Below are 23,968 nucleotides of genomic sequence, written 5' to 3' on the forward strand. Positions count from 1 at the left end.
GGTCGCGAGGGGCTCAGGACTCGATCGCCTGCGAGGTCGACACCGTCGGGCCGTCCGCGATCAGCGGAGCGTCGCCGTCCCCGTCGCCCTCGCGCCGGTTGCGGATGATGCTGGAGGCCAGTGCCGCCAGGATCAGCACCACGCCGATGAGCCCCGTGACGATCTCGGGCACCGGCGTGTAGATCGAGAACAGCAGGATGCCCGCGAGCGCGCCGATCGCCCAGTGCGCGCCGTGCTCGAGGTAGACGTACTCGGCGAGCGTGCCCTTCTCCACGAGGTACACCGTGAGCGAGCGCACGAACATCGCGCCGATGAAGCCGAGGCCCAGGGCGATGATGATCGGGTCCGCGGTGATGGCGAAGGCGCCGATCACCCCGTCGAAGGAGAACGAGGCGTCGAGGACCTCGAGGTAGATGAAGAGGAAGAAGCCCGCCTTGCCGGTGGCCTTCGCCAGCTCCGACGGGCCGGACCGCGCGGCCTCCGCCTCCTCCTCGAGCTCCTCGACGTGGAAGAACTCGCCGAGGCCGTTCACCACGATGTAGGTGACGAGGCCCAGGAGTCCCGCGATGAAGACCGTCTTCGACTCGTCGACGGTGTGCGTCGCCCAGACGCCCGTGGCGAGCAGCGCGACCAGGGCCACGATGATCGAGAAGCGGTCGAGCTGGCCGATGCGCTGCAGCGGCTTCTCGATCCAGCTCAGCCAGGTGATCTCCCGCTCGGGGTCGAAGACGAAGTCCAGGAAGAGCATGAGCAGGAACATGCCGCCGAAGGCCGCGATCTGCGGGTGCGCCGCGGTGATCAGGGTCTCGTAGCTCGCGCTGCCGTCCGGGAAGTACTTGGCACCGTCGGCCGGCGGGTTGAGGGCGAGGTCCATCGCCTGCACCGGGTTCAGGCCGGCCGTGATCCACACGATCGCGAGCGGGAACACCAGGCGCATGCCGAAGACCGCGATCAGGATGCCCACCGTGAGGAACATGCGCACCCAGAACTGGCTCATGCGCTGCAGCACGGTCGCGTTGATGACGGCGTTGTCGAAGGAGAGGCTGACCTCGAGGATGCCGAGGATCAGCGTGAGGACCAGCGCCTCGGGGCCGCCGTAGAAGAACGCGGCCACGAGGGCGGCGATCGTGACGAAGAAGGAGAGTCCGAAGATGCGGAACACATCGGCCTTTCGGAAGAAGGGGTGCGGAGCGCGAGGACCCGGCGTGCGGGGTCCGCTCGCCGGGTCTACGCGCTCTGCTCGAGAGGTGCGGTACTAGACGTTGACGCCGTAGTCGCGAGCGATTCCCGCGAGGCCCGAGGCGTAGCCCTGGCCGACGGCCCGGAACTTCCACTCCGCGCCGTTGCGGTACAGCTCGCCGAAGACCATGGCGGTCTCGGTCGAGGCGTCCTCCGTCAGGTCGTAGCGCGCGATCTCCTGGCCGTTGGCCTGGTTCACCACGCGGATGAAGGCGTTGCGGACCTGGCCGAAGGACTGGCCGCGGTTGTCGGCGTCGTAGATCGAGACCGGGAAGACCACGCCCTCGACGTTCGGGGGGATCGCGGCGAGGTTCACCTTGATGACCTCGTCGTCGCCGTCGCCCTCACCCGTCAGGTTGTCACCGAGATGCTCGATCGAGCCGTCCGGCGTCCGCAGGTTGTTGAAGAAGACGAAGTTCTCGGGTGAGGCGACCTTCTTGTTCGCGTCGATGCCGATGGCGCTGGCATCGAGGTCGAAGTCGGTACCCGTCGTGGTGCGGAGGTCCCAGCCGAGACCGACGGAGACCGCGGTGAGGCCGGGGGCCTCCTTGGTGAGCGAGACGTTGCCGCCCTTGACGAGACTGACACCCATACCTGGTTCCTCCTGGTAGCGCGACGACGCCGACCGCCCCCGCGTGTGATTCGCACTATACCGACGTTTCGGATACCGGATCCGGACGAAGGACGCGCAGGGTCAGATGTTCACGCCGAAGTCGCGAGCGATTCCCGCGAGGCCCGAGGCGTAGCCCTGGCCGATCGCGCGGAACTTCCACTCGGTGCCGTGGCGGTACAGCTCGCCGAAGACCATGGCGGTCTCGGTGGAGGCGTCCTCCGAGAGGTCGTAGCGCGCGATCTCCTGGCCGTTGGCCTGGTTCACCACGCGGATGTAGGCGTTGCGGACCTGGCCGAAGGACTGGCCGCGATTGTCGGCCTCGTGGATCGAGACCGGGAAGACGACCGCGTCGATCTGCGGGGGCACGCCGGCGAGGTTGACGTTGATGACCTCGTCGTCGCCGTCGCCCTCACCGGTCAGGTTGTCACCGGTGTGCTCGATCGAGCCGTCGGGCGAACGCAGGTTGTTGTAGAAGACGAAGTGCTGATCGTCGAGCACGCGCTTCGCGGTGTCCACCGCGAGGGCGCTCGCGTCCAGGTCGAAGTCGACGCCGGTGGTGCTGCGGGCGTCCCAGCCGAGACCGACGGCGACCGCCGTCAGGCCGGGGGCCTCCTTGGTGAGCGAGACGTTTCCACCCTTGCTGAGGCTGACTCCCATGTGTGTTTTCCTCCCGAGATTGGGCGACGGCCCACCGCCGCCCGTTGACGTGGTCGCGAAATTCACAGTACGCGATCGATGTGACCCGGCGCGGGGTCCGCGGAGCACTGCGCCGGGGCGAACGACGTGTCACTCCGGAAGCGCGGGTTCCGCGCCGATTCGCCGGATTCTTGCAACAATCGACCCGTGACGTCACTCGCGCGCGGTCAGAACGCGGCCCTGTCCCAGACCTCCCTCACGGTGTCCATCTCCGGTGTCGCGCCCGGGTCGGTCGACCTGTTCGCCATCCAGGTCACCGACGACGGCCGGGTCCGCAACGACGCGGACCTGGTGTTCTTCAACAGTCCGACCTCGCCGGAGGGCGCGGTGCGGCTCACCGGGCCGGACGCGCTCGCACTCGACCTGGCCGCCGTGCCGGCGGCGATCAGCACCGTCCGGCTGGCCGTCGCCCTCGATGACACGGTCCCCGGCTCGCTCGCCTCGATCCCCGGACTCGGCGCCCGGATCGGCGCCGACGACTGCCCCGCGACCGGCTTGACCACCGAGCGCGCCGCCGTGCTCGCGGAGGTCTACCGGCGGGGCGGCGCGTGGAAGGTGCGCAACGTGAGCGCCGGGTGGGACCGCGGGCTCGTCTCCCTGCTCACCGAGCACGGGGTCACCGTCGACGGTCCGCCGCCCGCCGCGCCCCCGGCCCCCGCTGCGCCGCCGACCCCGGCCGCGCCGCCGGCGCCGTCCTATCCGCCGGCGCAGCCCGCGTACCAGCCGCCCCCGGCCCAGCCCGGCTACCAGCAGCCGCCGGCACCGTCGTACCCCCCGGCGCAGCCCGCCCACCAGCAACCGCCCGCGGCCCCGGCGGCGCCGAGGGTGAACCTCTCGAAGATCACGCTCACCAAGTCCGCGCCGACGGTCTCCCTCGCGAAGTCCTCGGAGCGGCCGACCGGCACCATGCGGGTGAACCTCAACTGGACCCAGGGCAAGAAGGGGCTGTTCGGCGGCGGGAACGCCGTGGACCTCGACCTGGCGTGCTTCTACGAGCTCCGCAACGGCGACCGCGGCGGCGTGCAGGCCCTGGGCAACGCCTTCGGCAGCATCGACCGGCCGCCGTTCATCCAACTCGACGCCGACGACCGCTCCGGCCGCTCGCAGGGCGGCGAGAACCTGCACATCAACCTGGCGCACCTCGACGACTTCGTGCGGATCCTGATCTTCGCCTACATCTACGAGGGCACCCCGAACTGGGCGTCCGCGAACGGCGTCGTCACGCTGTTCCCGCCCGGCGGCCCCGAGGTGGAGGTGCACCTGGACAACCCGGACCGGCGCGCCATCTCCTGCGCCATCGCGCAGCTGCACGTCGTGAACGGCGAGCTCACCGTGACCCGCGAGGTGCAGTACATCCACGGCTCCCAGCGCGCCGTCGCCGAGGCCTACAACTGGGGACTCAACTTCACGCCGGGGAGGAAATGACGCCCTAGAGTGGCGTACGACGAGGGGGAGGGGAGCCCATGCAGCTCGTGTCGAAGACCAAACGTGTCGTCGAGGCGCACCTGAACAACAGCTCGATCCGCGCGATCAGCGGGTCGATGATCGCCTACGAGGGGCAGGTGAGCTTCAAGTCCGCCGGCTTCGGCGGAGGCGACGGGCTCGTCGCCGGGATCAAACGCCGCGCCACCGGCGAGGGCCTGTCGCTCATGGAGTGCACCGGCACCGGCGTCGTGTACCTCGCGCAGGACGCGGCGACCGTCACCGTCGTCGACCTGAACGGCGAGACCCTGCAGGTCGAGTCCGAGCAGCTGCTCGCCCTCACGCCGCAGCTGTCGACCAACGTGACCTTCGCCGGCGTGCGCGGCGGGGTGTCCGGGCAGGGCCTGTTCACGACGACGGTGACGGGACACGGACAGGTCGCACTGCTCTCGCTCGGCGGGCCGCTGATCCACCTCGAGGTCTCGCCGCAGTACCCGCTGGTCGTCGACCCCGACGCCTTCGTGTGCGCCCGGGGCCAGCTGTCGCAGTCCTTCGTGACCGACGTGTCCTGGCGGTCCGTCGTGGGCCAGGGCGGCGGCGAGGCGTTCTCCCTGCGCTGGGACGGCTCCGGCGTGGTCTCGATCCAGCCGGCGGAGAGGTAGGCGCGGTGTTCACCAAGGTCAACGGCAAGGTCGTCTCCATCGACCTCACGCGCTCCGGCCCCGTCATCGCCCGGCGCGGCGCGATGCTCTTCTACACCGGGAACGTCCTCTTCCAGCCGCACCAGATCCCGGGCATGGGCGGCGGCGGAGCGCTCGGCGGCCTCGCCGGCATGGCCGGGCGGATGATGCAGGGCGAGCACGAGGCGACCATGGTCGCGCAGGGCCACGGCACCGTGCACTACGGCTTCCGCGGCCTCGAGGTCGAGGTCGTCGAGATGCCGCAGGGCGGCGAGCTGCGCGTCGAGGCCTCCCGGCTCCTCGCGTACACGCAGGGCCTGCAGGCCTCGATCGTCTCCACCGCGGCATCGGGCGGGGGCGGCGGGGGCGGCCTCATGGGCGCGCTGCGCTCCGCGGCGAGCGGCGTGGCGACGGGGCAGGGCATGTTCACCACGCAGCTCAGCGGCGTCGGCGCCGCGGTCATCCTCGGCCACGGCGGCTTCATCACGCTCGAGGTGAACCCGAACCGCCCGGTCACCGTCGACCCCCAGGCCTTCGCCGCGGCGCTCGGCCCGGTCCAGACGAACCTGCGCTCCACGGTGAGTCTGCGAAACATGGGCCGCACCGGTGGCGAGGCCTTCCAGCTCGACTGCACCGGCCACGGTGTGGTCTACGTCCAAGCATCGGAGCACCGGCTGTGAGCGAACTCGACACCGTCTGGAACCCGCACACGCTGCCCGCCGGCGGCGACAACGTGCCCGGCAACCCCTACTCGTACTGCATCGACCTGACCAAGCCCTGGTTCCTGTCCAAGGGCGCGATGATCGCGCACTACGGGCAGATGAGGTTCACGTCCCTGCAGCACGGCCTGCACGGGCAGCTGCTGCAGATGGTGGCGCAGCAGTTCTCCGCGCCGCTCTACCTCGGCGACTACGTCGTGGCCGAGGGGCAGGGCAAGCTGATCATCGGCGACCGCGGCAACGACATCAACGCCTACGACCTCGAGGACAACGGCAACCTCACGATCCGCGCCGCGAACCTCCTGGCCTTCGAGCCGAACCTCGCGCTGCAGCAGTCGATCGTGCCGGGCTTCGTGACGCTGATCGGCACCGGCCGGTTCCTGGCCTCGTCGAACGGGCAGGTCATGTTCGTCGAGCCGCCCGTGCGGGTCGATCCGGAGGCGCTCGTCGGCTGGGCCGACTGCCCCTCGCCGAGCCACCACTACGACCAGGCGTGGGTGAGCAGCTTCGTCGCCGCCGCGGGCCGGGCGATCGGCGTGAGCTCCGGCGAGGAGCGGCAGTTCGACTTCACGGGGACGGGCACCGTGCTCGTGCAGTCGAGCGAGAAGGTGCTCGACGACCGGCACGTGGTCCGCAACATCACCGGGCAGCTCCCCGGCCTCTCGGCCGGCGGTCTGCGCGAGATCAGCGCGTCGATCCAGCAGCAGCTGGGCCAGCAGCAGTAGGCCGGCGGCGGTCAGAAGCCGCCGAAGTCGCCCCCGCCGAAGTCCCCGCCCCCGAAGTCGCCGAATCCTCCGCCGTCGGAGCCGGAGTCCCAGCCCCCGTCGCCGCCGAGGTCGGCGGCACCGTCGGCCCCCGGATCGGCGAGGACCGCGGGGCCGACCCCGGCCATACCGGCGAACATCGAGCTGAACAGCAGGTAGCTGCCCACGCCCCAGGCGCCCGCGACGAGCGCGGGCTTCCACCAGGGCTCGCTGTACCAGCCCGCGGGCACCGGACGGCCGGCGACGACGCCGCCGGGGTAGTAGTTCGGGGTGCGGTCGGACGGCGCCGGCGAGGCCGTCAGCGCGCGGCCGTCGACGTCGACGGTGCGGTCCTCGGTGACGGAGCCCGCGGTGCGCTGACCGTCGAGCTCGGGGATCGGCGGGCCGGGGTCCATGTCCATGGCGACCCGCGCGGCGCGCGCGTAGTAGAGCCCCTCGAGGGCGGTCTGCTTGGCGAGGCGGGCCTGCGCGGGCGTGTTCGCCGAGCCGACCTGGGCACCGGCGGCGGTGTACCGCTCGCCCGCATCGGCGAGGGCCTGCCGCGCGGCGTCGTTGGAGCCGACGAGGTTGTTGACCTGGCCGGCCAGCCGGTCGATGGTGGCGCGGGCGTCCGCCTGCGCGTCCGACAGGGCCGTGGTCCGGTTCCGGTTGCCCCGGACCACGATCACCACGACGAGCGCGACGACGGCGACGGCGACGAGGATGAGCACGGGGTCCATGACCCGACGGTACCGAGGACGGCCGCCGCGCGGCTGACGAGAAGCTGTGATTCGGACATTCCTCCCGGACGGGGGCCGGGAGCGACGAGGGCCCGTCACCGCGATGGTGACGGGCCCTGCGACGGTGCCGGGCGCGCCCGGCGAGGCGGAGACTAGTCCGCGCCGATGATGAACTCCTCGAGCTGCCGGCGCGCGACGTCGTCGGCGATCTGCTCGGGCGGCGACTTCATCAGGTACGCCGACGCGGGGATCACGGGGCCGCCGATGCCGCGGTCCTTGGCGATCTTCGCGGCGCGCACGGCGTCGATGATGATGCCGGCCGAGTTGGGGGAGTCCCAGACCTCGAGCTTGTACTCCAGGTTCAGCGGCACGTCGCCGAAGGCGCGGCCCTCGAGGCGGACGTACGCCCACTTGCGGTCGTCGAGCCACTCGACGTAGTCCGACGGGCCGATGTGCACGTTGCGGTCCTGCACCTTACCGGCCAGCGGGCCGTTGAGGTTCGACGTTACGGCCTGGGTCTTCGAGACCTTCTTCGACTCCAGGCGCTCGCGCTCGAGCATGTTCTTGAAGTCCATGTTGCCGCCGACGTTGAGCTGGTAGGTGCGGTCGAGCACCACGCCGCGGTCCTCGAACAGCTTCGCCATCACGCGGTGGGTGATGGTCGCGCCGACCTGGCTCTTGATGTCGTCGCCGACGATCGGGACGCCCGCGTCACGGAACTTGGCGGCCCACACCGGGTCGGAGGCGATGAACACGGGCAGGGCGTTGACGAAGGCCACGCCCGCGTCGATGGCGCACTGCGCGTAGAACTTGTCGGCCTCCTCGGAGCCCACGGGCAGGTAGGACACGAGGACGTCGACCTCGTTGTCCTTGAGCGCCTGCACCACGTCGACACCCTCGCCCGGCGCCTCCTCGATGGTCAGGCGGTAGTACTTGCCCAGGCCGTCGAGGGTGTGGCCGCGCTGCACGGTGACGCCGGTGGGCGGCACGTCGGCGATCTTGATGGTGTTGTTCTCGGAGGCGTTGATCGCGTCGGAGAGGTCGAAGCCGACCTTCTTGCCGTCCACGTCGAACGCGGCGACGAACTCGACGTCGCGCACGTGGTACGGGCCGAACTTCACGTGCATGAGGCCCGGCACTTCCGCGTCGTCGGCCACGTCCTTGTAGTAGTGCACGCCCTGCACGAGCGACGAGGCGCAGTTGCCCACGCCGACGATCGCGACGCGCACCTTGGTGGAGTTGTCAGTCACCGTTGTTCCCTTCAGTCGGTGTCGGTCTCGCGTCGGAGCGGGATTCGGCGGCGATCAACTCGTTGAGCCACCGCACCTCGCGCTCCGTCGTTTCCAGTCCCAGCTCGTGCAACTGCCGCGTGTACGTCTCGCTGGTCCCACCGGCCGCGAGGGCCCGGCGGAGTTCCTCGCGCCGCTCCTCGACCTGCCGGCGGCGACCCTCGAGGATGCGCAGCCGGGCCTGGGCGGGAGTGGCGGTGAAGAAGGCGAGATGCACGCCGAACCCGTCGTCCGTGTAGTTCTGCGGGCCGGTGTCGGCGACGAGGGCGGAGAACCGCTCCCTGCCGGCCGGGGTCAGACCGTAGACACGGCGCGCGCGGCGCTTCGACGGGCCCGGTCCGTCCTCCTCGGCGATGTACCCGGCGTCCTGCGCGCGGCGCAGGGCGGGGTACAGCGAACCGTAGGAGAACGCGCGGAACGGGCCCAGCAGTTCCGTCAACCGCTTGCGGATCTCGTAGCCGTGCATCGGGGAGTCGTGCAGCAGCCCCAGAACTGCGAGTTCGAGCACTGCCACCTCCTCACCGGGCGCGGCGTCGAGCCGGGCGGCCGACGCGAGTGGATCTATCTCATCAATCGATCGGCAGTTGTATCGCGCCGATATATAGGACGATACCCCAGGGGTGAACCCGCGGTGAACGCCCGGCGGCGCGACGGCCCGCCCGGCGGGCCGGACCGGGCACGACCGGTCCTGGGCGGTATGCCCTTGTCGCGGCGTGTCCCGGCCCGGCCACGTACATTGGATCCGTGCGGACGCAGAGGCAAACGGTGGACTACGCGCTGCAGCGGCGATCGCTGCTCGCGTCGGTCAACGCCGGGCGCACCGCCGTGAAGGCGGTGTGCGATGCCGACCCGTACCTGCTGCGAGCGGCCAAGTTCCACGGCCGTCCGTCCGAGGTGCTGTGCCCCATCTGCCGGAAGGAGCAGCTGACCCTGGTCTCCTGGGTGTTCGGCGACTCCCTCGGCCCGGCGTCCGGCTCGGCCCGTACCGACGCGGAGCTCAGCGAGCTCGAATCCACGCGGGTGGAGTTCTCCGTGCATGTCGTGGAAGTCTGCAGGTCGTGCAACTGGAATCATCTGGTGCAGTCGTACGTGGCGGGACTGCCGCCGCGACCACGACGCAAGCGCCGCGCGGCCCCGGGCTGAGCGGCGCGGACGGCGGGAGCCGGGACCGGCACGGAACGTACGAGACGACGATGAGACGAGCGGAGAACCAGCGGTGACGAACCCGGGTGGCAAGGACGAGCGGAACGGGGCGGCCGGAGGGCCGTCGCGGCCCGGAGGCCCCACCCCGCCGCGCCCCGCTCCGCCGCAGGCCGCGCCCACCACCCAGTTCCCGGTGGTGCCACCGAGCGGCGCGGAGCAACCGAACCCGAAGCCGCCCGCCGCTCCCGGCGCGGCGGCCGCGTCCGGTACGGGGGCCGCGTCCGGTGCGGGGCGGACACCGTCGGACCCGGGCGCGCCGCGCACCGCCTACCAGCCGTTGTCCGGCCGGCCCGTCGACGACGCCGAGCTCGCCGCCGAGGCAGACCGCGGCACCCCGGCGCGCCCGCAGGCGCCGGCCGAGCAGCCCGTCGTGATCCGGAAGCCCGCGCCCGCGCCCGCCGCCGGCGGTGACGGCCCGGGCGGTGACGGGCCGGGGGGTGACGGGCCCGGTGGCGGCGGCCCCGGCGGGCCCGGCGGCGGCGACGGTGACGGCCCCGACGAGCCGGACGACGGCTTCCATGACGACGACTCCGACAAGAAGGGCCTGCGAGCGCTTGTGAGCGGTTCACTGTTCCGACGTGTCGTGACCGGCGGCGTGGCCGCGGTCGCGCTGATCATGGTGATCGCCCTGCTCGCCTTCCTCGTCGGCTACTGGCGCACCGATGTGCCGCAGCCCGGCGAGATCCAGACGAATCAGGTCGCGACCATCGTCATGAAGGACGGCAACACGCCCATCGCGCGCGTCGTGCCGCCGGAGGGCAACCGCGAGATCCTGCCCGCACAGGACATCCCCGACGTCATGAAGAACGCCATCATGGCCGCGGAGGACCGCGAGTTCGCCACCAACCCGGGCTTCTCGGTCAAGGGCTTCGCGCGCGCCGTGTGGAAGCGCATCCCGGGCGTCGCCGGCGACGGCGAGGACGCGGGCGGCGGCTCGACGATCACGCAGCAGTACGTGAAGAACGCGCTGGTCGGCGACGAATCGTCGCTGACGCGCAAGTGGAAAGAGCTCATCATCTCCACCAAGATGTCCAACTCCTGGTCCAAGGACGACATCATGGCGGCGTACCTGAACACCATCTACTTCGGCCGGGGCGCGTACGGCATCCAGGCGGCGTCGAAGGCGTACTTCAACGTCAACGCCAAGGACCTCAAGGTGGAGCAGGCCGCGCTGCTCGCGGGCCTCGTCCGCGGACCGTCGCTGTACGAGCCCACCACCCACCTCGCCGACGCCACCGGCCGGTGGAACTACGTGCTCGACGGCATGGTCGACATGAAGACCCTCGACCCGGCGCAGCGCGCGAACCTGCAGTTCCCGAAGACCATCGCGCCGGGCCGCAACGGCGGCGACGACCTGTCGGCCGGGCCGAACGGCCTGATCAAGACCCAGGTGCTGCGCGAGCTCAAGGACGCGGGCATCGACGAGTCGACGCTGAGCACGCAGGGCCTGAAGATCACCACGACGATCGACCCGCAGGCGCAGTCCGCGGCGGTGAAGGCCGCGGCGAACATGGCCGAGAACCAGCCGAAGGACCTGCGCACGGCGATCGTCTCCGTCGACCCCAAGACCGGCGGTGTGCTCGCCTACTACGGCGGCAGCGACGGCAACGGCTACGACCGCGTCCAGGCCGGCCTGCAGACCGGCTCGTCGTTCAAGGTCTTCGCGCTGGTCGCGGCCCTGGAGCAGGGCATCGGCCTCTCGCGCGTCTACTCCTCGGCGCCGTTCAAGGCCCAGGGCGTCACGGTGACCAACTCCGAGGGCGAGTCCTGCGGCAGCTGCAACCTCGCGACCGCCATGAAGATGTCGCTGAACACCGTGTTCTACCGGCTGATGATGGACCTCAACGGCCAGGCGCAGGCGGTCGCGGACGCGGCGCACAAGGCGGGCGTGGCCGAGAGCTTCGGCGGCATCAAGAAGACGCTCGAGCAGGCCGACGGCAGCGGCGTCGAGGGCGGCGTCGTCCTCGGCCAGTACCAGAGCCGCCCCATCGACATGGCCTCCGCGTACGCGACCCTCGCGGCCGAGGGCATCTACCGCGCGCCGCATCTGATCAGCAAGGTCACCACCGCCGACGGCCGCACGCTGCTGGACCGGCAGAACGACCCGGGCACGCGCCGGTTGAGCAAGGACGTCGCGAACAACGTGACCGCGGCGCTGCAGCCCATCGCCTCGTACTCCAACGGCAACGGGCTCGCGGGCGGTCGCGCCTCGGCGGCGAAGACCGGCACCGCGCAGTACCAGGACACCGGCCAGAACAAGGACGCCTGGATGGTGGGCTACACCCCGTCGATCTCCACGGCGGTGTGGGTCGGCAACGACAAGGGCGGACCGATCACGAACTCCTGGGGCGGCCCGATCTACGGTTCCGGCGTCCCGGCCACGGTCTGGAAGCAGACGATGGACGGCGCGCTGTCGGACACCGACTACGAGTCCTTCCCGACACCCGGCATGATCGGCGGCCAGGCCGGCGTCCCGGTGGAGACGCGCACGCGGCCCTCGTCGACGGGCTCGGCCTCAGCGTCGGCGTCGGCGGGGGAGAGCGGCTCGGCGACGCGCACGGTGCCGGGCCTGCCCGGCGTGCCGATGCCGACCTTCCCGTGGGACCCGACCACCACCCAGCCCGGCGGCGGCAATCCGACCACCTACCCCGGGCAGACCACGCGTCCCCGCCCGGGCGGTAACGGGACGGTCCCGGGCAACGGCGGCCGGACGGTGCCGCCGCGGGTGACGAACCCGGTGCCGTGACGGAATCCCGCGCGGAGGCCCCGGCGGCGGGGGACGACGAGGACGACGATCGCCTCCACGTCAGCCCCGGCCGGTTCGAACCGGCGACGGTGATCGAGCCCGACCGGGACGTGCCGAGCCGCACGGACGCGGTGGCGCGGGACTTCTCGACGGTGCTCGGCGGTCCCGTGGGCGCGCACGCGCTGGTCGGCTTCCAGCGCTTCTTCACGCCGCTACGGCTGGTCCTCCTGGTCGCGGTGCTGTTCCTGGCGCTGGGCTGGACCACCAAGGCCGGCTGCCTGCAGCAGAAGTCCGACGGCGGGCAACTGGTGCTGGACTGGTCGGGGAACCGGCCGTACGCCGCGATGTGCTACTCGGACACGGTGCCGCTGTACGGGGCGGAGCGCCTCAACGAGGGCCTCCTGCCCTACGTGACGCAGTTCTTCGACACCGATCCCACGGGCGCCCGCCAGGAGCGCTACATGGAGTACCCGGTGCTCACCGGGATGTATCAGTACGCCGCCATGAAGATCGCGAAGGTGTGGGCGGCCCTGCACGAGAAGTGGGGCGTACCCGCGGCGATCGAGGTCGTGCTGTTCTTCACCGTCGCGGCCGTCGGCCTCGCGCTGTTCTGGCTGATCGCGGTCTGGGCGACGACCCGATTGGCCGGCGGTGCCGCCTCCCCGTCGCGTCCGGCCGCGCGGCGGCCCTGGGACGCGATGCTCATGGCGGCGTCGCCGCTGGTCATCGTGCACGCCTTCACGAACTTCGACGCCATCGCGGTGGCGGCGATGGCCGTGGGCATGCTGCTGTGGTCCCGGGAGCGGCACGCGTGGGCCGGCGTCGTCCTGGGGCTGGGGACCGCCGCCAAGCTCTACCCCGCGTTCCTGCTGGTCGTGCTGTTCTTCCTGTGCCTGCGCGTGGGCCGGCTGCGCCCCTGGTTCACGGCGACGGCGGTGGCGCTCGCGACGTGGATCGCGGTGAACCTGCCGATCCTCGTCGCCGCCCCGCGGGGCTGGTGGGAGTTCTTCCACCGGAACTCGATCCGTCCCGTCGACATGGACTCGATCTACGCCGTCATCAGCTCGTTCACCGGCGGCTGGGTGTTCGGTGGCGAGGGCCCGCGCGGCGGCGCCTCGTCGCTGGCGAACGGCATCACGCTGGTGCTCTTCCTCGCGGTGATCGCCGGCGTCGGCTACCTCGCGCTGAAGGCGCCCCGGCGGCCGCGGGTCGCGCAGCTCGCGTTCCTCCTGGTGGCGGGCTTCCTGCTGGTCAACAAGGTGTGGAGCCCGCAGTACTCGCTCTGGTTGGTGCCGCTGGCGGTGCTCGCGATCCCGCACACCCGGCTCCTGCTCGCGTGGATGACGATCGACGCCCTCGTGTGGGTGCCGCGGATGATGTACTTCCTCGGCATGCAGAACCGGGGCCTGCCGGAGCAGGCCTTCACCGCCACCGTCCTGCTGCGCGATCTCGCCGTGATCGGCCTGTGCGTGCTGGTCGTCCGGCAGATCTACCGGCCCGACGAGGACCTGGTCCGGTCGACGTACCCGGGCCCGTACTCGCCTCCGCTCGACGATCCCGCGGGCGGCGTGCTCGACGGTGCGCCGGACTCCTCCTCGCTGCGCAGCCGCAGCGCGCAGCGCGGCAGGTACCAGAGGAGGACGACCAGCAGCGCGGCCCGGCCCCAGACGCCGATCCAGACGCCCCACTGAACCCACCACGTGATCGGCAGGTTCGCCGCGTGCTCGGAGAAGTAGTTCCACACCGTGAGTTCGAGGCTGAGGTCGAACACGAGATACGCCGCGACGAGCCGCCAGTCGACCTTGAGCAGGATGAAGAAGGGCAGCAGCCACAGCACGTACTGCGGTGAGTGCACCTTGTGGAAGAGCATGAACGCCGCCAGGATGGCGCCGCTGACGCCGAGCCAGGGGTACACGCCGGTGCGCCGGTAGTGCAGCCAGCCGTACACCAGCAGCGCCGCGATCGAGATCACGATGAGCAGCGGTGAGACCGAGGCGACGAAGGCGTCGTAGTCCTTCGGGTCGTCGAAGGCCTTGAGCACGCCCCAGTACCAGATCGAGTTCGTCGACAGGTCGGCCGTGCGCAGCTCCTGGAACTTCAGCGATGCGCGCCAGCCCTCGAAGCCGAGGACCATGAAGGGCACGTTGATCGCGACGGCCACCACGACGGCCGTCGCCGCGGTCGCGGCGGCGCCCACCCAGTCGAGTAGGCGCCAGTCGACGCGGGCGCGCCGCCCGGGACCGTCGGGCAGCGCGACGGTGCCCGACCGGCCGTGGGTGAGCACGTACAGCACGAGCGGCGCGACGAACAGGCCCGGATAGATCTTCAGGTCGAAGCCCACCGCCAGCACCGCGGCGGTGGCGATCGCCGGGATCCGGATCGACCCGCCGGTCCTGTCGGCCCAGGCCATGATGCCGAAGCCGACCGTCGCGGCGGCGACGACGGGGAGCTCCATGTTGTGGAAGGCGTACAGCGCGAGCGGCGGCGCGAGCGCCCACAGCGCTGCGGTGCGGCCGGAGATCTTCGCGAGCACCCAGCCGGTGAGCATGCCGAAGGGCGCGAGCAGCAGCGCCATGTGCAGCAGGAACTCGGCGTCGTTGTGCGCGCCGATCGCGCCGACCCAGAACAGCAGGCCGCTGAGCACGGGGTACTCGATGGCGCCGCCCTGCAGCTTCCCGTCGCCGTCGATCCAGCCGGTGAGGTACGGGAAGACGTGGTTGTTGACCTCGCGGCCCGTCCACAGGAACTGGATGTCGGAGTAGCAGATCCGGCCGGGCGTCGACGCGAAGCCCTCGGACCGGCCGAGCTCGTCGAAGGGTGCGCCGGTGCACTGCGCCTTGATCTGGTAGCCGATGACGAGCGCGAGAAGGGTGAGACCGAGCACGGTCCACGCCACCCGATCAGGGCGGAAACTGGGCCGGGACATGCGCCCCACCCTATCGGCCCCGGGCGGTGACACCGGTCGACGGTGCCGTCAGGCCCCGCCGACGAACTGCAGCGGGTTCGCGTTCCACACGCCGTGGATCACCAGCAGCGGCCACATCACCCGGTACCGCAGCCACAGGACGCCGAGGAACAGCCCGCTCACGCCCTGGTTGGCGAGCACGTTCATCGTGTCCAGCGGCAGGTCGCCCGAGCCCTGGATCGAAACGTGCCAGGACGCCCAGACCACCGCCGAGAGCGCGACCGCCGCCCACGGCCCGAGCACCGCGTGCCAGCGGGTGAGCAGCCAGCGCCGGTAGAAGACCTCCTCGAGCAGCGCGTTCATCGCGAAGCCGGCGAGCAGCAGGAGCACCGCGTCGAGGAGCGGTACCCCGGCGAGGAAGTTCTCGCTCCGGTCGCTGAGCGCCAGGTACACCACCAGGTAGGCGATGACGGCGGGCACGGGCCTCCACCCGGGGCGGGAGGTCGGGTCGGGCCACCGGCGGCCCCACCGGCGGTCGAGGGCGAACACCGCCGCGGGTACCGCGAGCAGCAGCGCGAGCTTGAGCACGGTGTACGTCGGCTCCTCCGGGCCGAGGACGATCAGCCCGGCGGCGAAGGCGATGCCGCAGGCCAGCAGGATCCAGGCCTGGGGCCTCGGGTCGGGCGGCGCCTCCGCTCGGTCCGCCCCGTCCGCCGCGTTCCGGGCGGGCACGGCGAGCGCGACGAGCAGCCCCGCGACCACCGGCGCCCACGGCTGCCACCACGGGATCGTGTCCATCGAGTCCGCGGTGTACCGCAGGCCGCGGCCGGAGAGCGCGGCGACGAGCGACGAGATGGCGATCGCGCCGGTCCCGAGCGTCGCGACCGTCCACCCCGCCCACGTCCTCACGCCCCCACCGTACGGCGGCGTCCGTTCCGGAACCGGCCTCCAGAGCCGCGACGCCGGGAGTACTTCGCCGTGGCCTCGCCGGAGCCCGGTTCCGGAACGGGATCAGCGGCCGTAGAGGTGCTTGAGCATCATCCGGACGGACTTCATGTCGCGCTCCTTGCGCGTGAACGAGAGCAGGTCCATCGGCAGCGCGAACTTCTGCGCGGCCACGGACTGGGGGCGGCTGAACTCGCGGAGCCCGTCGGCGCCGTGAATCCGGCCGAAGCCGGAATCTCCGAGGCCGCCGAACGGGAGTGCGGGCACCGAGGCGAACGACAGGAACGAGTTCACGGCCACGGCGCCCGTGCGCAGCCGGCGGGCCAGCTCCCGGCCGCGGTCGATGTTCTTCGTCATGATCGCGGCGGAGAGACCGTAGGTGCTGTCGTTGGCCTTGTCGATCGCCTCGTCGACGTCCTTGACGCGGGTGACCACGACCGTCGGGCCGAAGGTCTCCTCGGTGAGCGCGGTCGAATCGTCGGGCACGTCCACGAGGAGCACGGGCTGGACGGTGCGCTCGCCGACCGACTCCCGGCCGCCGACGAGGGCGCGACCGCCCCGGCTCAGCGCGTCGTCGATGTGCGAGGCGATGATCTGCAGCTGCGCGGGCATGGTCGCGGGGCCGTAGTCGGCGCCGTCGGTCTCGCCGCCGTGGATCTCCCGGGATGCGGCGGCCAGCTTGTCGACGAACTCGTCGTACCGGTCCGCGACGACGTACACCCGCTCGACCCCCGCGCAGGTCTGCCCTCCATTGCCGTAGGCGCCGAACGCCGCGGCCTTCACGGCGGCGTCGACGTCCGCGTCGGCGTCCACGATCATCGCGTCCTTGCCGCCGCCCTCGATCGTGACGGGCGTGAGCGTCTCGGCGCACGCGGCCATGACGGTGCGCGCGGTGCGGGCCGAGCCGGTGAACGCCAGTTTGTCGACGCCCGACCGGCACAGCGCGGCGCCGGTGTCGCCCCGGCCGTGCACCACCTGGAGCACGGGCTGCGCGGGGCATGCGGCGGCCCAGGTGTCGGCGAGGAACTGGCCGACGGCGGGCGTCAGCTCGCTGGGCTTGAAGACGATCGCGTTGCCCGCGGCGAGGGCGTACGAGATCGAGCCCATCGGTGTGTAGACGGGGTAGTTCCACGGCCCGATCACGCCGATCACGCCGAACGGCCGGTGCTCGACGGTGGCGGTCAGATTGGCGCCCATCATCCCGGTGCCGACCTTGCGGCGCCCGAGTACCTTCTCCGCGTTCTTCGCGGCCCAGTCCAGGTGGACGACCGCGAGCATGACCTCGAGCAGCGCGTCGTCGTGCGGCTTCCCGGTCTCGGCGGCGACCACGCCGGCCAGGTCCTCGGACCGGCGCGACAGCTCGGCGCGGAAGCGCAGCAGCCAGCTCCGGCGCGCCTTGGGCTCGAGGTCGCCCCACCAGTGCGCGGCCTCGCGCGCCCGGTCGACGGTCTCGATGACGGCCGCCGTATCCGCGACGGGGAAGCGGGCGACCTCCGCGCCGGTGCGCGGGTCGGTCGAGATCAGGTCACCGGTCGCGGGCTTCGACGGTGCGGTCATTGCGTCCTCCAGGATCGGAACAGGTTTCTGGCCGATATGTTAGAGACTGTTCTCTCATCTGTGCTAGCTTTCGCTGCATGTTCTCCACGCGCTTCACCGAGCAGTTCGGTGTCCGGTACCCGATCGTCCAGGGCGGCATGATGTGGGTCGGCCGGTCCCGCCTCGCCGCCGCGGTCTCCGAGGCCGGCGGCCTCGGCATCCTCACGGCGTTGACCCAGCCGTCGCCGCAGGACCTGCGCGAGGAGATCGCGCGCACGCGCGAGCTCACGGCGAGCCCGTTCGGCGTCAACCTCACCGTGCTCCCGACGATCGACCCGCCGCCCTACGACGAGTACCTGCGCGCCGCGGTCGAGTCGGGGGTGAAGATCATCGAGACGGCCGGCTCGAACCCGGCGAAGTTCCTGCCGTACCTCAAGGACAACGGCGTCAAGGTGATCCACAAGTGCACCAGCGTCCGGCACGCGCTCAAGGCGCAGGCCATCGGTGTCGATGCGGTCTCCATCGACGGCTTCGAGTGCGCGGGCCACCCCGGCGAGGACGACATCCCGGGCCTGGTCCTGATCCCCGCCGCCGCCGACGCGCTGGAGATCCCGATCCTGGCCTCCGGCGGCATCGCCGACGCCCGCGGCCTGGTCGCCGCGATCGCGCTCGGCGCCGACGGCATCAACATGGGCAGCCGCTTCCTGTGCACCGTCGAGTCGCCGATCGCGCCCGAGGTGAAGGCGCAGATCGTCGCCAACTCCGAGCTGGACACGACGCTCATCTTCCGCACGCTCGGCAACACGGCGCGCGTCGCGAAGAACGCGGTCTCCGTCGAGGTGGTCGAGACCGAGGCGCAGGGCTGCGAGTTCGAGGACATCCGGCACCTCGTCGCGGGAGCCCGGGGCCGCAGGGTCTTCGAGGACGGCGACGTCGAGGCCGGCATCTGGAGCGTGGGCCTGTGCCAGGGGCTCATTCGGGACGTGCCGACCGTCGCGCAGCTCATCGAGCGGATGGTGGCCGACGGTGCGTCGATCATCGAGCGCCGCCTCGCGCCGCTGGCGCGGGTCGCGGAGGGCGTGGCATGAGCGAGGACTTCCGGCGCGCCGTCGGGGGTGGGGTCCTGACGGTGACCATCGACCGCCCGCAGCGCATGAACGCCTTCGGGATCCGCGCCGCCCGGGAGCTCGCGCGCATCATCGAGGAGGCCGACGCCGATCCCGCCGTCCGCGTCGTGGTCGTCACCGGCGAGGGGCGCGCCTTCTCCACGGGCGCCGACCTGGCCGGCGAGGCCGCGGAGCCGCAGGAGGCGCTCGAGGCCGTCAACGCCTACATCCGCGCCATCGTGGGGGCGTCGATTCCGGTGATCGCCAGGGTGAACGGGCCGTGCGCGGGGATGGCCGTGGGCCTTGCGCTCGCCGCGGACCTGACCTTCGTCGCAGACACCGCGTACTTCCTGCTGCCCTTCGTCGGCATCGGCCTGGTGCCCGACGCGGGCACCACCGCGCTCGTGCCCGCCGCCATCGGCCGGACCCGCGCGATGGGCATGGCGCTCCTCGGCGAACGCCTGTACGGCCCGGAGGCGCTGCGCGCGGGGATGGTCACCGCGGTCCACCCGGTCGACGAGCTCGACGGGGCCGTCGCCGCGGCGGCCGCGAAGCTGGCGTCCGGTCCGCGGGAGGCGATCGCCGCCACCAAGCGCGCCCTGAACGCCTCCACCCTCGCCGGCCTCGACGACGCCCTGCGCCGGGAGACCGAGTCGCAGGTCATCCTGCTCAAGACCGACGACCACCGCGAGGGCGTCGATGCGATGCTGAACAAGCGACCCCCGCGTTTCACGGACTGAGGCCGGACCGCCCGCCGCGGGCTGCGGCGCCGTGGTCGCGGCGTGCGGCACCATGGGGATCGGCACGTCGTCCGGATCCGCGGGTTCCGAGCCGTCGTCTCCGGAGCGTGCGAGAGCAGTCACCCGGTGTCGACGGAGGGAATCGCGGAACCGATGAGCGGGTCGAGGCCGAACACCGCCCGCGCGGGCTTCATCGTGGCAGCTGTGGCGGGCGCGATCCACGCCCTGTTCAGCGTGTACTGGGGGCTGGGCGGCGAGGTGCTGCTCGCCACCGTCGGCGACATCGCCGACGGATTCGAGGGGCGCGGCTGGCTGCTCGTGCTCATCGGGTTCGCCAAGGGCGCCGCCGCCCTCGTCCCCCTCGTCCTCTTCCTGTGGTACCGCCCGATTCCCGGGGCGCTGCGGGGTGCGATGTGGGCGGGCGCAGCGGTTCTCGTCCTCTGGGGCGGCGTCAACACGGCGACGTCCGCGCTGCTCGCCGTCGGAGTCCTGCCCACGCCGGAGACGTACGACCGCACGGCGACCCTCGGTCACGCGCTCGTGTGGGATCCGCTGTTCCTGGCGTGGGGTCTGGCGCTCGGCGCCGGGCTGCGCGCCTCCCGCGGCGGCGGTCACCGAGAGCCGGGTACGACCAGACCGGTCTCGTAGGCGGCGATCGCCAGCTGCGTGCGACTGCGCACGCCGAGTTTGGCCAGAAGTCGTGAGATGTGGGTCTTCACCGTCGTGACACTGATGAACAGGGCGGCGCCTATCTCGTCGTTATTCTGACCCGCGGCGATCGCGCGGAGCACGTCGCACTCGCGCCGGGTCAGGCCGTCCAGGCGGTCGTGCGGCACGCGCACCTCGGGGCTGCGGGCGACGAATTCGCCGATGAGCCGGCGGGTCACGGACGGGCTCAGGAGTGCGTCGCCCGCGGCGACGGTCCGGATCGCCTCGATCAGGCGCTCGGGGGCGGTGTCCTTGAGTACGAAACCGGCTGCGCCGGAGCGCAGCGCAGCGAACACGACCTCGTCGTCGTCGAACGTGGTCACGATCAGGACCTTGGCCCGGAGCCCCCGCGCCACGAGATGCGCGGTGGCCTCCGTCCCGTTCATCACCGGCATCTGCACGTCCATGAGCACCACGTCCGGATCCGCCTGCTGGGCGACGCGCAGGGCTTCGTCTCCCGTGGCCGCTTCGCCGACCGTCTCCACGCCGGGCGACGCCTGGATGAGTGCGCGGAGACCGGCCCGGACGAGGGCCTCGTCGTCGGCGATCAGGACGCGAATCGGCTCGCTCACGACGGGATCACCGCCTCGATCCGGTATCCGCCGTCGATGTTCCCCGCCGTCAGGGCGCCGCCGTGCGTCGCGACCCGCTCCCGCATGCCGGTCAGCCCCAGCCCCGGCGCGGTCCCGTCCCCGGTCCCGGCGCCGTCGTCGGTGATCCGGACGGTGAGTTCTCCACGCACCACGGCGATCTCGACGTTCACGTTGGCGGCCCGGGAGTGCCGTACCGCGTTGGTCAGCGCTTCCTGGACGATCCGGTAGACGGTCGTCTGCACCTGCGGATCGACCTCCGTGTGATCGGTACGGTCGTCCAGGGAGACCCGCAGAGCGCCGGGCCAGTGCGTGGCGACCAGCGGTTCCAGATCCGATAACCGCGGGCAGAGCGGGGGAGAGGCGTCGCGGATCGTGCCGAGCACGCGCCGCACGTCATCGAGCGACCGGCGGCTCGACTCCTCGATGGTGCTGAGCGCCGTGCGCGCCTCGTCCGGATCGTGGTCGATCACCATCCGCGCGACGCCGCTGCGGAGGGCGATCATGCTGAGGCTGTGGGAGACGACGTCGTGGATCTCCCGCGACACCCGGAGCCGTTCCTCCGCCCGGATGCGTGCCTCCTTCTGCGCCTCGATCTCGAGCTGTTCGGCGAGGTGACGGCTGCGATGACTGCCCTCCCGGCCGAGCAGCGTGCCGAGGAGCCACGCGGGGATCGCGATGATCAGCTGGACGGCGTCCTGGTCGTGCTCGCTGTAGGTGGTCCACACCGCGAACCCGACCGCGGAGACGCCGATCGCCGCCACCGCGCACACGATGAGCGATGCACGCCAGGGCAGCCGGTAGGCGGCCCACCCCACGGCGATGCCGAAGGCCGGGCCCGCGTTGCTCACCAGCCAGGTGAACCGGAGGTCCGCGAGCTCGGCGAGGATGAGGACGGCCGAGACGCAGCCGAGCGCGAGGACGGGGAATCGCCTGCACAAGACAGTGGGCGCGATCGCGGCGGCGCCGACGAGGCCCGCCGCCCAGGCCGAGGACTCCGTGGGCGAACGCGCGATCTCCGGGCCGGTGCACCAGGCGAAACAGATCACCGCCACCGTGCTGTCCACCAGCCATGCTCGACGAGTACCCACTTCAACCACCATAGAACCGGGTCGCGATCGGAGAACCCGACCTGCGAACGATCCGCGGGTCCTCCTTCCGGACTACCCGACTGTCGCACATTCCGCTCCGGACGACGGTGACTCGGGCCCGCGGGAGGATGCGCCCGTGACGCCGACGTTGAATCCTGGGGGCATGCTGGAGCAATGCCGACGGTCCCCGTGGACCATCGCGGCGATCGCGGGGAGGGCGCGGTGACGTGCGCGGGGCCCGACAGCGCGTCCGTCCCGGTGACCGGCGCGCGGAGGCGGCGTCTGCACACGGCGGCGCCCGCGATGGTGCTCGTCGTCCTGGCCCCGATCGTCGGGGAGTTCTTCCTCGGCAACCTCACCGTCGACAAGGCCCTGATCCTCCTGCTGTTCACCCCGCTGTACGGCGGCGGGGCGCTGCTCATCCGTGAGACCGTGCGCCGCACCCACCGCGGGTGGCCGTCCATGATCCTCCTGGCCGCGGCGTACGCGCTGATCGAGGAGGGGCCCGTCGACCAGCTCCTGTGGAACCCCGGATACAGCGGAGGTCATGACGCACTCGCGGGGGACGCGTACCTCCCGGTGCCGGGCACGAACGTGTCCATCGTGCAGGCGGTGCTCTCGCTCCACGTCATCTGGAGCATCTGCGTCCCGATCGCGCTGGTCGAGTCGTTCTTCCCGGATCGCCGGACGGTCCCCTGGCTCTCGCGCGCGGGGTGGTCCGGCGCCGCGCTGCTCTTCGGTGCCGGCGTCGCGATCGGTTTCGTCGGTACCCGTGCCGAAGACCCGTTCCGCGCTACGCCGCTGCAACACGCGCTGTCGATCGTGGTCATCGTCGGTCTCATCGTGCTCGCGTTCGTCGTCCCGACGGGGCTGCGGGCGGTGGATCGGCGGGCGCCGCGGCCCTGGCTCGTCGGAGTCACGACGCTTCTGCTGACCAGCGCGATGCTGACGCTCGTGATGTTCTGGCCGACGCGGTGGTCCCAGTGGATCAGCGTGGCGGCCTGGGTCCTCGCCGCGGGGGCGCTGGCGACCGGGCTCCGGTACTGGTCGCGTTGTCGCGGGTGGGGTGACTCCCACCGCCTCGCCGCCGCCGCGGGCGCGTTGGCCACGTACACCTGGATCGCCTTCCCGCACCGGCCCGTCGGCGGTGGCGGCCCCGTCGTCGACCTCGCCGGCAACGCCGTGTGCGCACTGGCGGCCGCGGCGCTCGTCGTCGGCGGTGCCCGCCGGATCGCTCGGGCCGAGCCTCCGCCCGGTCCCCGCGGTGCGGAGGCCCGCGGGCGCGGTCGACGGTCCGCCGCGTCCCCGCCGCCGCGCGCGTGGCGCTGGATGATCCCGCCGGTCGTCGCCACCGTGACCGTCGTGGTCGTGGTCTTCGCGGCGTCCGTGCTGCAGCACGACGACCTCCTGGCGCAGGCGCGGGCCGAGGACCCCGCGGCCCCGCACGCCGCGCTGGTGGCGCAGCTGTGGAGTCGACTGCTCTTCGGGATCCTGCTCGCGGTGAGCTGGCCGCTCTGCCTCCAGCGTCTCGCGCGGGGAAGCACCGCGGTCTACCGGCGCTGCCGGCGGGTCGCCGTGGCCGCCGCGATCGTCCTGCTCGCGGCGGCGGCCCTCGCGGCGGGTCCCTCGTGGCTTCGACTCGCGCACGTCGTGCTGGCGGTGTGCGAGGTCGGGATCTTCGCCGCCGCCATGCATCCCGCGATGCGCGCCTGGTACGCGACATCGAAGCGCCCGGCGACCCGAGCCGAGGACACCTGACCCACGAATGTTCCGACCCGACCACGACAGAAAGGACGACAGTGCATACCACCTCCCTCCGAATCACCGGCATCCTCTGCGGCGCGGCGGCCCTCATGGCGGTCGGCGCGCCGGCGTCGGCGACGCCGCCGACCCCGGGCGACTCCCACGACGTGGTCGTCTGCAGGGCGCCGAACATCGAGGTCTCAGCGGGGAACCGGACCGTGCCCGCGGGAACCGTCGCGATCAAGGTCTGGCAGGACCTCGGCCCCCTGTACGTCGGGGTCGTGATGCCGACGACGGTGTCCGTCGACTGGGAGAACCTCCGTACCGGTGCCCACGGTCACCTCGACGGCTCCGCCAACAACGTCGTCGAGCTCACCGCGCGCACCGGATCCGGGCCGGTGCGGATCACCGGCCGCGCCGAGTCCAGGACGAAGACGCCCGGCCCCATCGGGATTCCGATCACGCCGAACGGCCGGTGCGACGGGCGGTTCACGGTGGCCTGATGAGCGTGGTG

General features: G+C 71.5%; 22 protein-coding genes. 12 read left to right on the forward strand and 10 right to left on the reverse strand.

Annotated features, from left to right (window positions below):
* Nucleotides 1-13: 13 nt before the first annotated feature.
* The 3 genes from ELY19_RS07760 to ELY19_RS07770 form a co-directional block, all read right to left on the reverse strand.
* Complete coding sequence (locus ELY19_RS07760) at nt 14-1,162, reverse strand: DUF475 domain-containing protein (RefSeq protein WP_126195711.1); 1,149 nt, start codon at nt 1,160-1,162, stop codon at nt 14-16.
* A 93-nt stretch (nt 1,163-1,255) separates the two neighbouring features.
* A complete protein-coding gene (locus ELY19_RS07765; RefSeq protein WP_126195712.1) occupies nt 1,256-1,831 on the reverse strand; it encodes a TerD family protein in 576 nt (191 codons plus the stop codon).
* 102 nt (nt 1,832-1,933) lie between these two features.
* A complete protein-coding gene (locus ELY19_RS07770) occupies nt 1,934-2,509 on the reverse strand; it encodes a TerD family protein (protein ID WP_068526211.1) in 576 nt (191 codons plus the stop codon).
* A gap of 186 nt (nt 2,510-2,695) precedes the next feature.
* Here ELY19_RS07770 and ELY19_RS07775 point away from each other — a divergent pair, with 186 nt between their 5' ends.
* From ELY19_RS07775 to ELY19_RS07790, 4 genes are read left to right on the forward strand one after another with little or no spacing between them, the layout of a single operon-like run.
* Nucleotides 2,696-3,973 (forward strand): TerD family protein, encoded by a 1,278-nt coding sequence (locus ELY19_RS07775; protein ID WP_126195713.1) that lies wholly within the window; start codon nt 2,696-2,698, stop codon nt 3,971-3,973.
* 38 nt (nt 3,974-4,011) lie between these two features.
* The gene (locus tag ELY19_RS07780) at nt 4,012-4,632 is read left to right on the forward strand and encodes an AIM24 family protein (RefSeq protein WP_126195714.1); all 621 of its coding nucleotides are present in this window, start codon (nt 4,012-4,014) and stop codon (nt 4,630-4,632) included.
* A gap of 5 nt (nt 4,633-4,637) precedes the next feature.
* Nucleotides 4,638-5,330 carry an AIM24 family protein gene (locus tag ELY19_RS07785; RefSeq protein ID WP_126195715.1) on the forward strand — a complete coding sequence of 231 codons (693 nt, stop codon included), beginning with the start codon at nt 4,638-4,640 and terminating at the stop codon, nt 5,328-5,330.
* Nucleotides 5,327-6,094 carry an AIM24 family protein gene (locus ELY19_RS07790; protein ID WP_126195716.1) on the forward strand — a complete coding sequence of 256 codons (768 nt, stop codon included), beginning with the start codon at nt 5,327-5,329 and terminating at the stop codon, nt 6,092-6,094. Before ELY19_RS07785 ends, ELY19_RS07790 begins: the two co-directional genes overlap by 4 nt.
* 11 nt (nt 6,095-6,105) lie before the next feature.
* On the opposite strand, the gene ELY19_RS07795 is transcribed toward ELY19_RS07790, so the two are convergent.
* The 3 genes from ELY19_RS07795 to ELY19_RS07805 form a co-directional block, all read right to left on the reverse strand.
* On the reverse strand, nt 6,106-6,852 hold the full coding sequence (locus ELY19_RS07795; RefSeq protein WP_126195717.1) for a DUF1542 domain-containing protein: 747 nt from the start codon (nt 6,850-6,852) through the stop codon (nt 6,106-6,108).
* A gap of 152 nt (nt 6,853-7,004) precedes the next feature.
* Complete coding sequence (locus ELY19_RS07800) at nt 7,005-8,102, reverse strand: inositol-3-phosphate synthase (RefSeq protein WP_126195718.1); 1,098 nt, start codon at nt 8,100-8,102, stop codon at nt 7,005-7,007.
* On the reverse strand, nt 8,095-8,649 hold the full coding sequence (locus ELY19_RS07805; protein ID WP_126195719.1) for a PadR family transcriptional regulator: 555 nt from the start codon (nt 8,647-8,649) through the stop codon (nt 8,095-8,097). Before ELY19_RS07805 ends, ELY19_RS07800 begins: the two co-directional genes overlap by 8 nt.
* A 236-nt stretch (nt 8,650-8,885) precedes the next feature.
* Here ELY19_RS07805 and ELY19_RS07810 point away from each other — a divergent pair, with 236 nt between their 5' ends.
* From ELY19_RS07810 to ELY19_RS07820, 3 genes are all read left to right on the forward strand, one after another.
* Nucleotides 8,886-9,284, forward strand: coding sequence for a DUF5318 family protein (locus tag ELY19_RS07810; RefSeq protein WP_126195720.1), 399 nt, complete (start codon nt 8,886-8,888; stop codon nt 9,282-9,284).
* 73 nt (nt 9,285-9,357) lie between these two features.
* Complete coding sequence (locus tag ELY19_RS07815) at nt 9,358-12,090, forward strand: transglycosylase domain-containing protein (RefSeq protein WP_126195721.1); 2,733 nt, start codon at nt 9,358-9,360, stop codon at nt 12,088-12,090.
* An 89-nt stretch (nt 12,091-12,179) separates the two neighbouring features.
* Nucleotides 12,180-13,781 (forward strand): glycosyltransferase family 87 protein, encoded by a 1,602-nt coding sequence (locus tag ELY19_RS07820; RefSeq protein WP_126198748.1) that lies wholly within the window; start codon nt 12,180-12,182, stop codon nt 13,779-13,781.
* Between the two features lie 1,283 nt (nt 13,782-15,064).
* Here the strand turns inward: ELY19_RS07820 and ELY19_RS07825 are convergent.
* Both ELY19_RS07825 and ELY19_RS07830 read right to left on the reverse strand, forming a co-directional pair.
* Nucleotides 15,065-15,904 carry a CPBP family intramembrane glutamic endopeptidase gene (locus ELY19_RS07825; RefSeq protein WP_126195722.1) on the reverse strand — a complete coding sequence of 280 codons (840 nt, stop codon included), beginning with the start codon at nt 15,902-15,904 and terminating at the stop codon, nt 15,065-15,067.
* Between the two features lie 102 nt (nt 15,905-16,006).
* The gene (locus ELY19_RS07830; protein WP_126195723.1) at nt 16,007-17,497 is read right to left on the reverse strand and encodes an aldehyde dehydrogenase family protein; all 1,491 of its coding nucleotides are present in this window, start codon (nt 17,495-17,497) and stop codon (nt 16,007-16,009) included.
* 77 nt (nt 17,498-17,574) lie between these two features.
* Between ELY19_RS07830 and ELY19_RS07835 the strand changes: the two genes are divergently transcribed.
* The 3 genes from ELY19_RS07835 to ELY19_RS07845 all read left to right on the forward strand — a co-directional run bounded on the left by ELY19_RS07835 (nt 17,575) and on the right by ELY19_RS07845 (nt 19,970).
* A complete protein-coding gene (locus ELY19_RS07835) occupies nt 17,575-18,564 on the forward strand; it encodes an NAD(P)H-dependent flavin oxidoreductase (protein WP_126195724.1) in 990 nt (329 codons plus the stop codon).
* Nucleotides 18,561-19,322 (forward strand): enoyl-CoA hydratase-related protein, encoded by a 762-nt coding sequence (locus ELY19_RS07840; RefSeq protein ID WP_126195725.1) that lies wholly within the window; start codon nt 18,561-18,563, stop codon nt 19,320-19,322. The genes ELY19_RS07835 and ELY19_RS07840 overlap by 4 nt, the downstream gene beginning before the upstream one ends.
* Nucleotides 19,323-19,475: 153 nt before the next feature.
* Nucleotides 19,476-19,970 carry a DUF3995 domain-containing protein gene (locus tag ELY19_RS07845; RefSeq protein ID WP_126195726.1) on the forward strand — a complete coding sequence of 165 codons (495 nt, stop codon included), beginning with the start codon at nt 19,476-19,478 and terminating at the stop codon, nt 19,968-19,970.
* Here the strand turns inward: ELY19_RS07845 and ELY19_RS07850 are convergent.
* Entirely contained in the window at nt 19,934-20,602 is a 669-nt protein-coding gene (locus ELY19_RS07850; RefSeq protein ID WP_126195727.1) for a response regulator, read from the reverse strand. The two genes, ELY19_RS07845 and ELY19_RS07850, sit on opposite strands and share 37 nt — an antisense overlap.
* Complete coding sequence (locus ELY19_RS07855) at nt 20,599-21,687, reverse strand: sensor histidine kinase (RefSeq protein WP_164711551.1); 1,089 nt, start codon at nt 21,685-21,687, stop codon at nt 20,599-20,601. Before ELY19_RS07855 ends, ELY19_RS07850 begins: the two co-directional genes overlap by 4 nt.
* Before the next feature lie 198 nt (nt 21,688-21,885).
* On the opposite strand from ELY19_RS07855, the gene ELY19_RS07860 reads away from it, so the two are divergent.
* Together ELY19_RS07860 and ELY19_RS07865 are read left to right on the forward strand one after the other, a co-directional pair.
* Nucleotides 21,886-23,469, forward strand: coding sequence for an AF_0692 family protein (locus ELY19_RS07860; RefSeq protein ID WP_126195729.1), 1,584 nt, complete (start codon nt 21,886-21,888; stop codon nt 23,467-23,469).
* A 41-nt stretch (nt 23,470-23,510) separates the two neighbouring features.
* Entirely contained in the window at nt 23,511-23,957 is a 447-nt protein-coding gene (locus ELY19_RS07865; RefSeq protein WP_126195730.1) for a hypothetical protein, read from the forward strand.
* The last annotated feature ends 11 nt before the right edge of the window (nt 23,958-23,968 follow it).

It is taken from the genome of Tsukamurella paurometabola, assembly GCF_900631615.1.
GTDB classification, from domain to species: domain Bacteria; phylum Actinomycetota; class Actinomycetes; order Mycobacteriales; family Mycobacteriaceae; genus Tsukamurella; species Tsukamurella paurometabola_A.

Coding starts and splice junctions, on each gene's coding strand:
- ELY19_RS07795 (WP_126195717.1), bottom strand. CDS start 6,852: ATGGACCCCGTGCTCATCCTCGTCGCCGTCGCCGTCGTCGCGCTCGTC.
- ELY19_RS07830 (WP_126195723.1), bottom strand. CDS start 17,497: ATGACCGCACCGTCGAAGCCCGCGACCGGTGACCTGATCTCGACCGAC.
- ELY19_RS07840 (WP_126195725.1), top strand. CDS start 18,561: ATGAGCGAGGACTTCCGGCGCGCCGTCGGGGGTGGGGTCCTGACGGTG.
- ELY19_RS07765 (WP_126195712.1), bottom strand. CDS start 1,831: ATGGGTGTCAGTCTCGTCAAGGGCGGCAACGTCTCGCTCACCAAGGAG.
- ELY19_RS07860 (WP_126195729.1), top strand. CDS start 21,886: ATGCCGACGGTCCCCGTGGACCATCGCGGCGATCGCGGGGAGGGCGCG.
- ELY19_RS07770 (WP_068526211.1), bottom strand. CDS start 2,509: ATGGGAGTCAGCCTCAGCAAGGGTGGAAACGTCTCGCTCACCAAGGAG.
- ELY19_RS07835 (WP_126195724.1), top strand. CDS start 17,575: ATGTTCTCCACGCGCTTCACCGAGCAGTTCGGTGTCCGGTACCCGATC.
- ELY19_RS07780 (WP_126195714.1), top strand. CDS start 4,012: ATGCAGCTCGTGTCGAAGACCAAACGTGTCGTCGAGGCGCACCTGAAC.
- ELY19_RS07845 (WP_126195726.1), top strand. CDS start 19,476: ATGAGCGGGTCGAGGCCGAACACCGCCCGCGCGGGCTTCATCGTGGCA.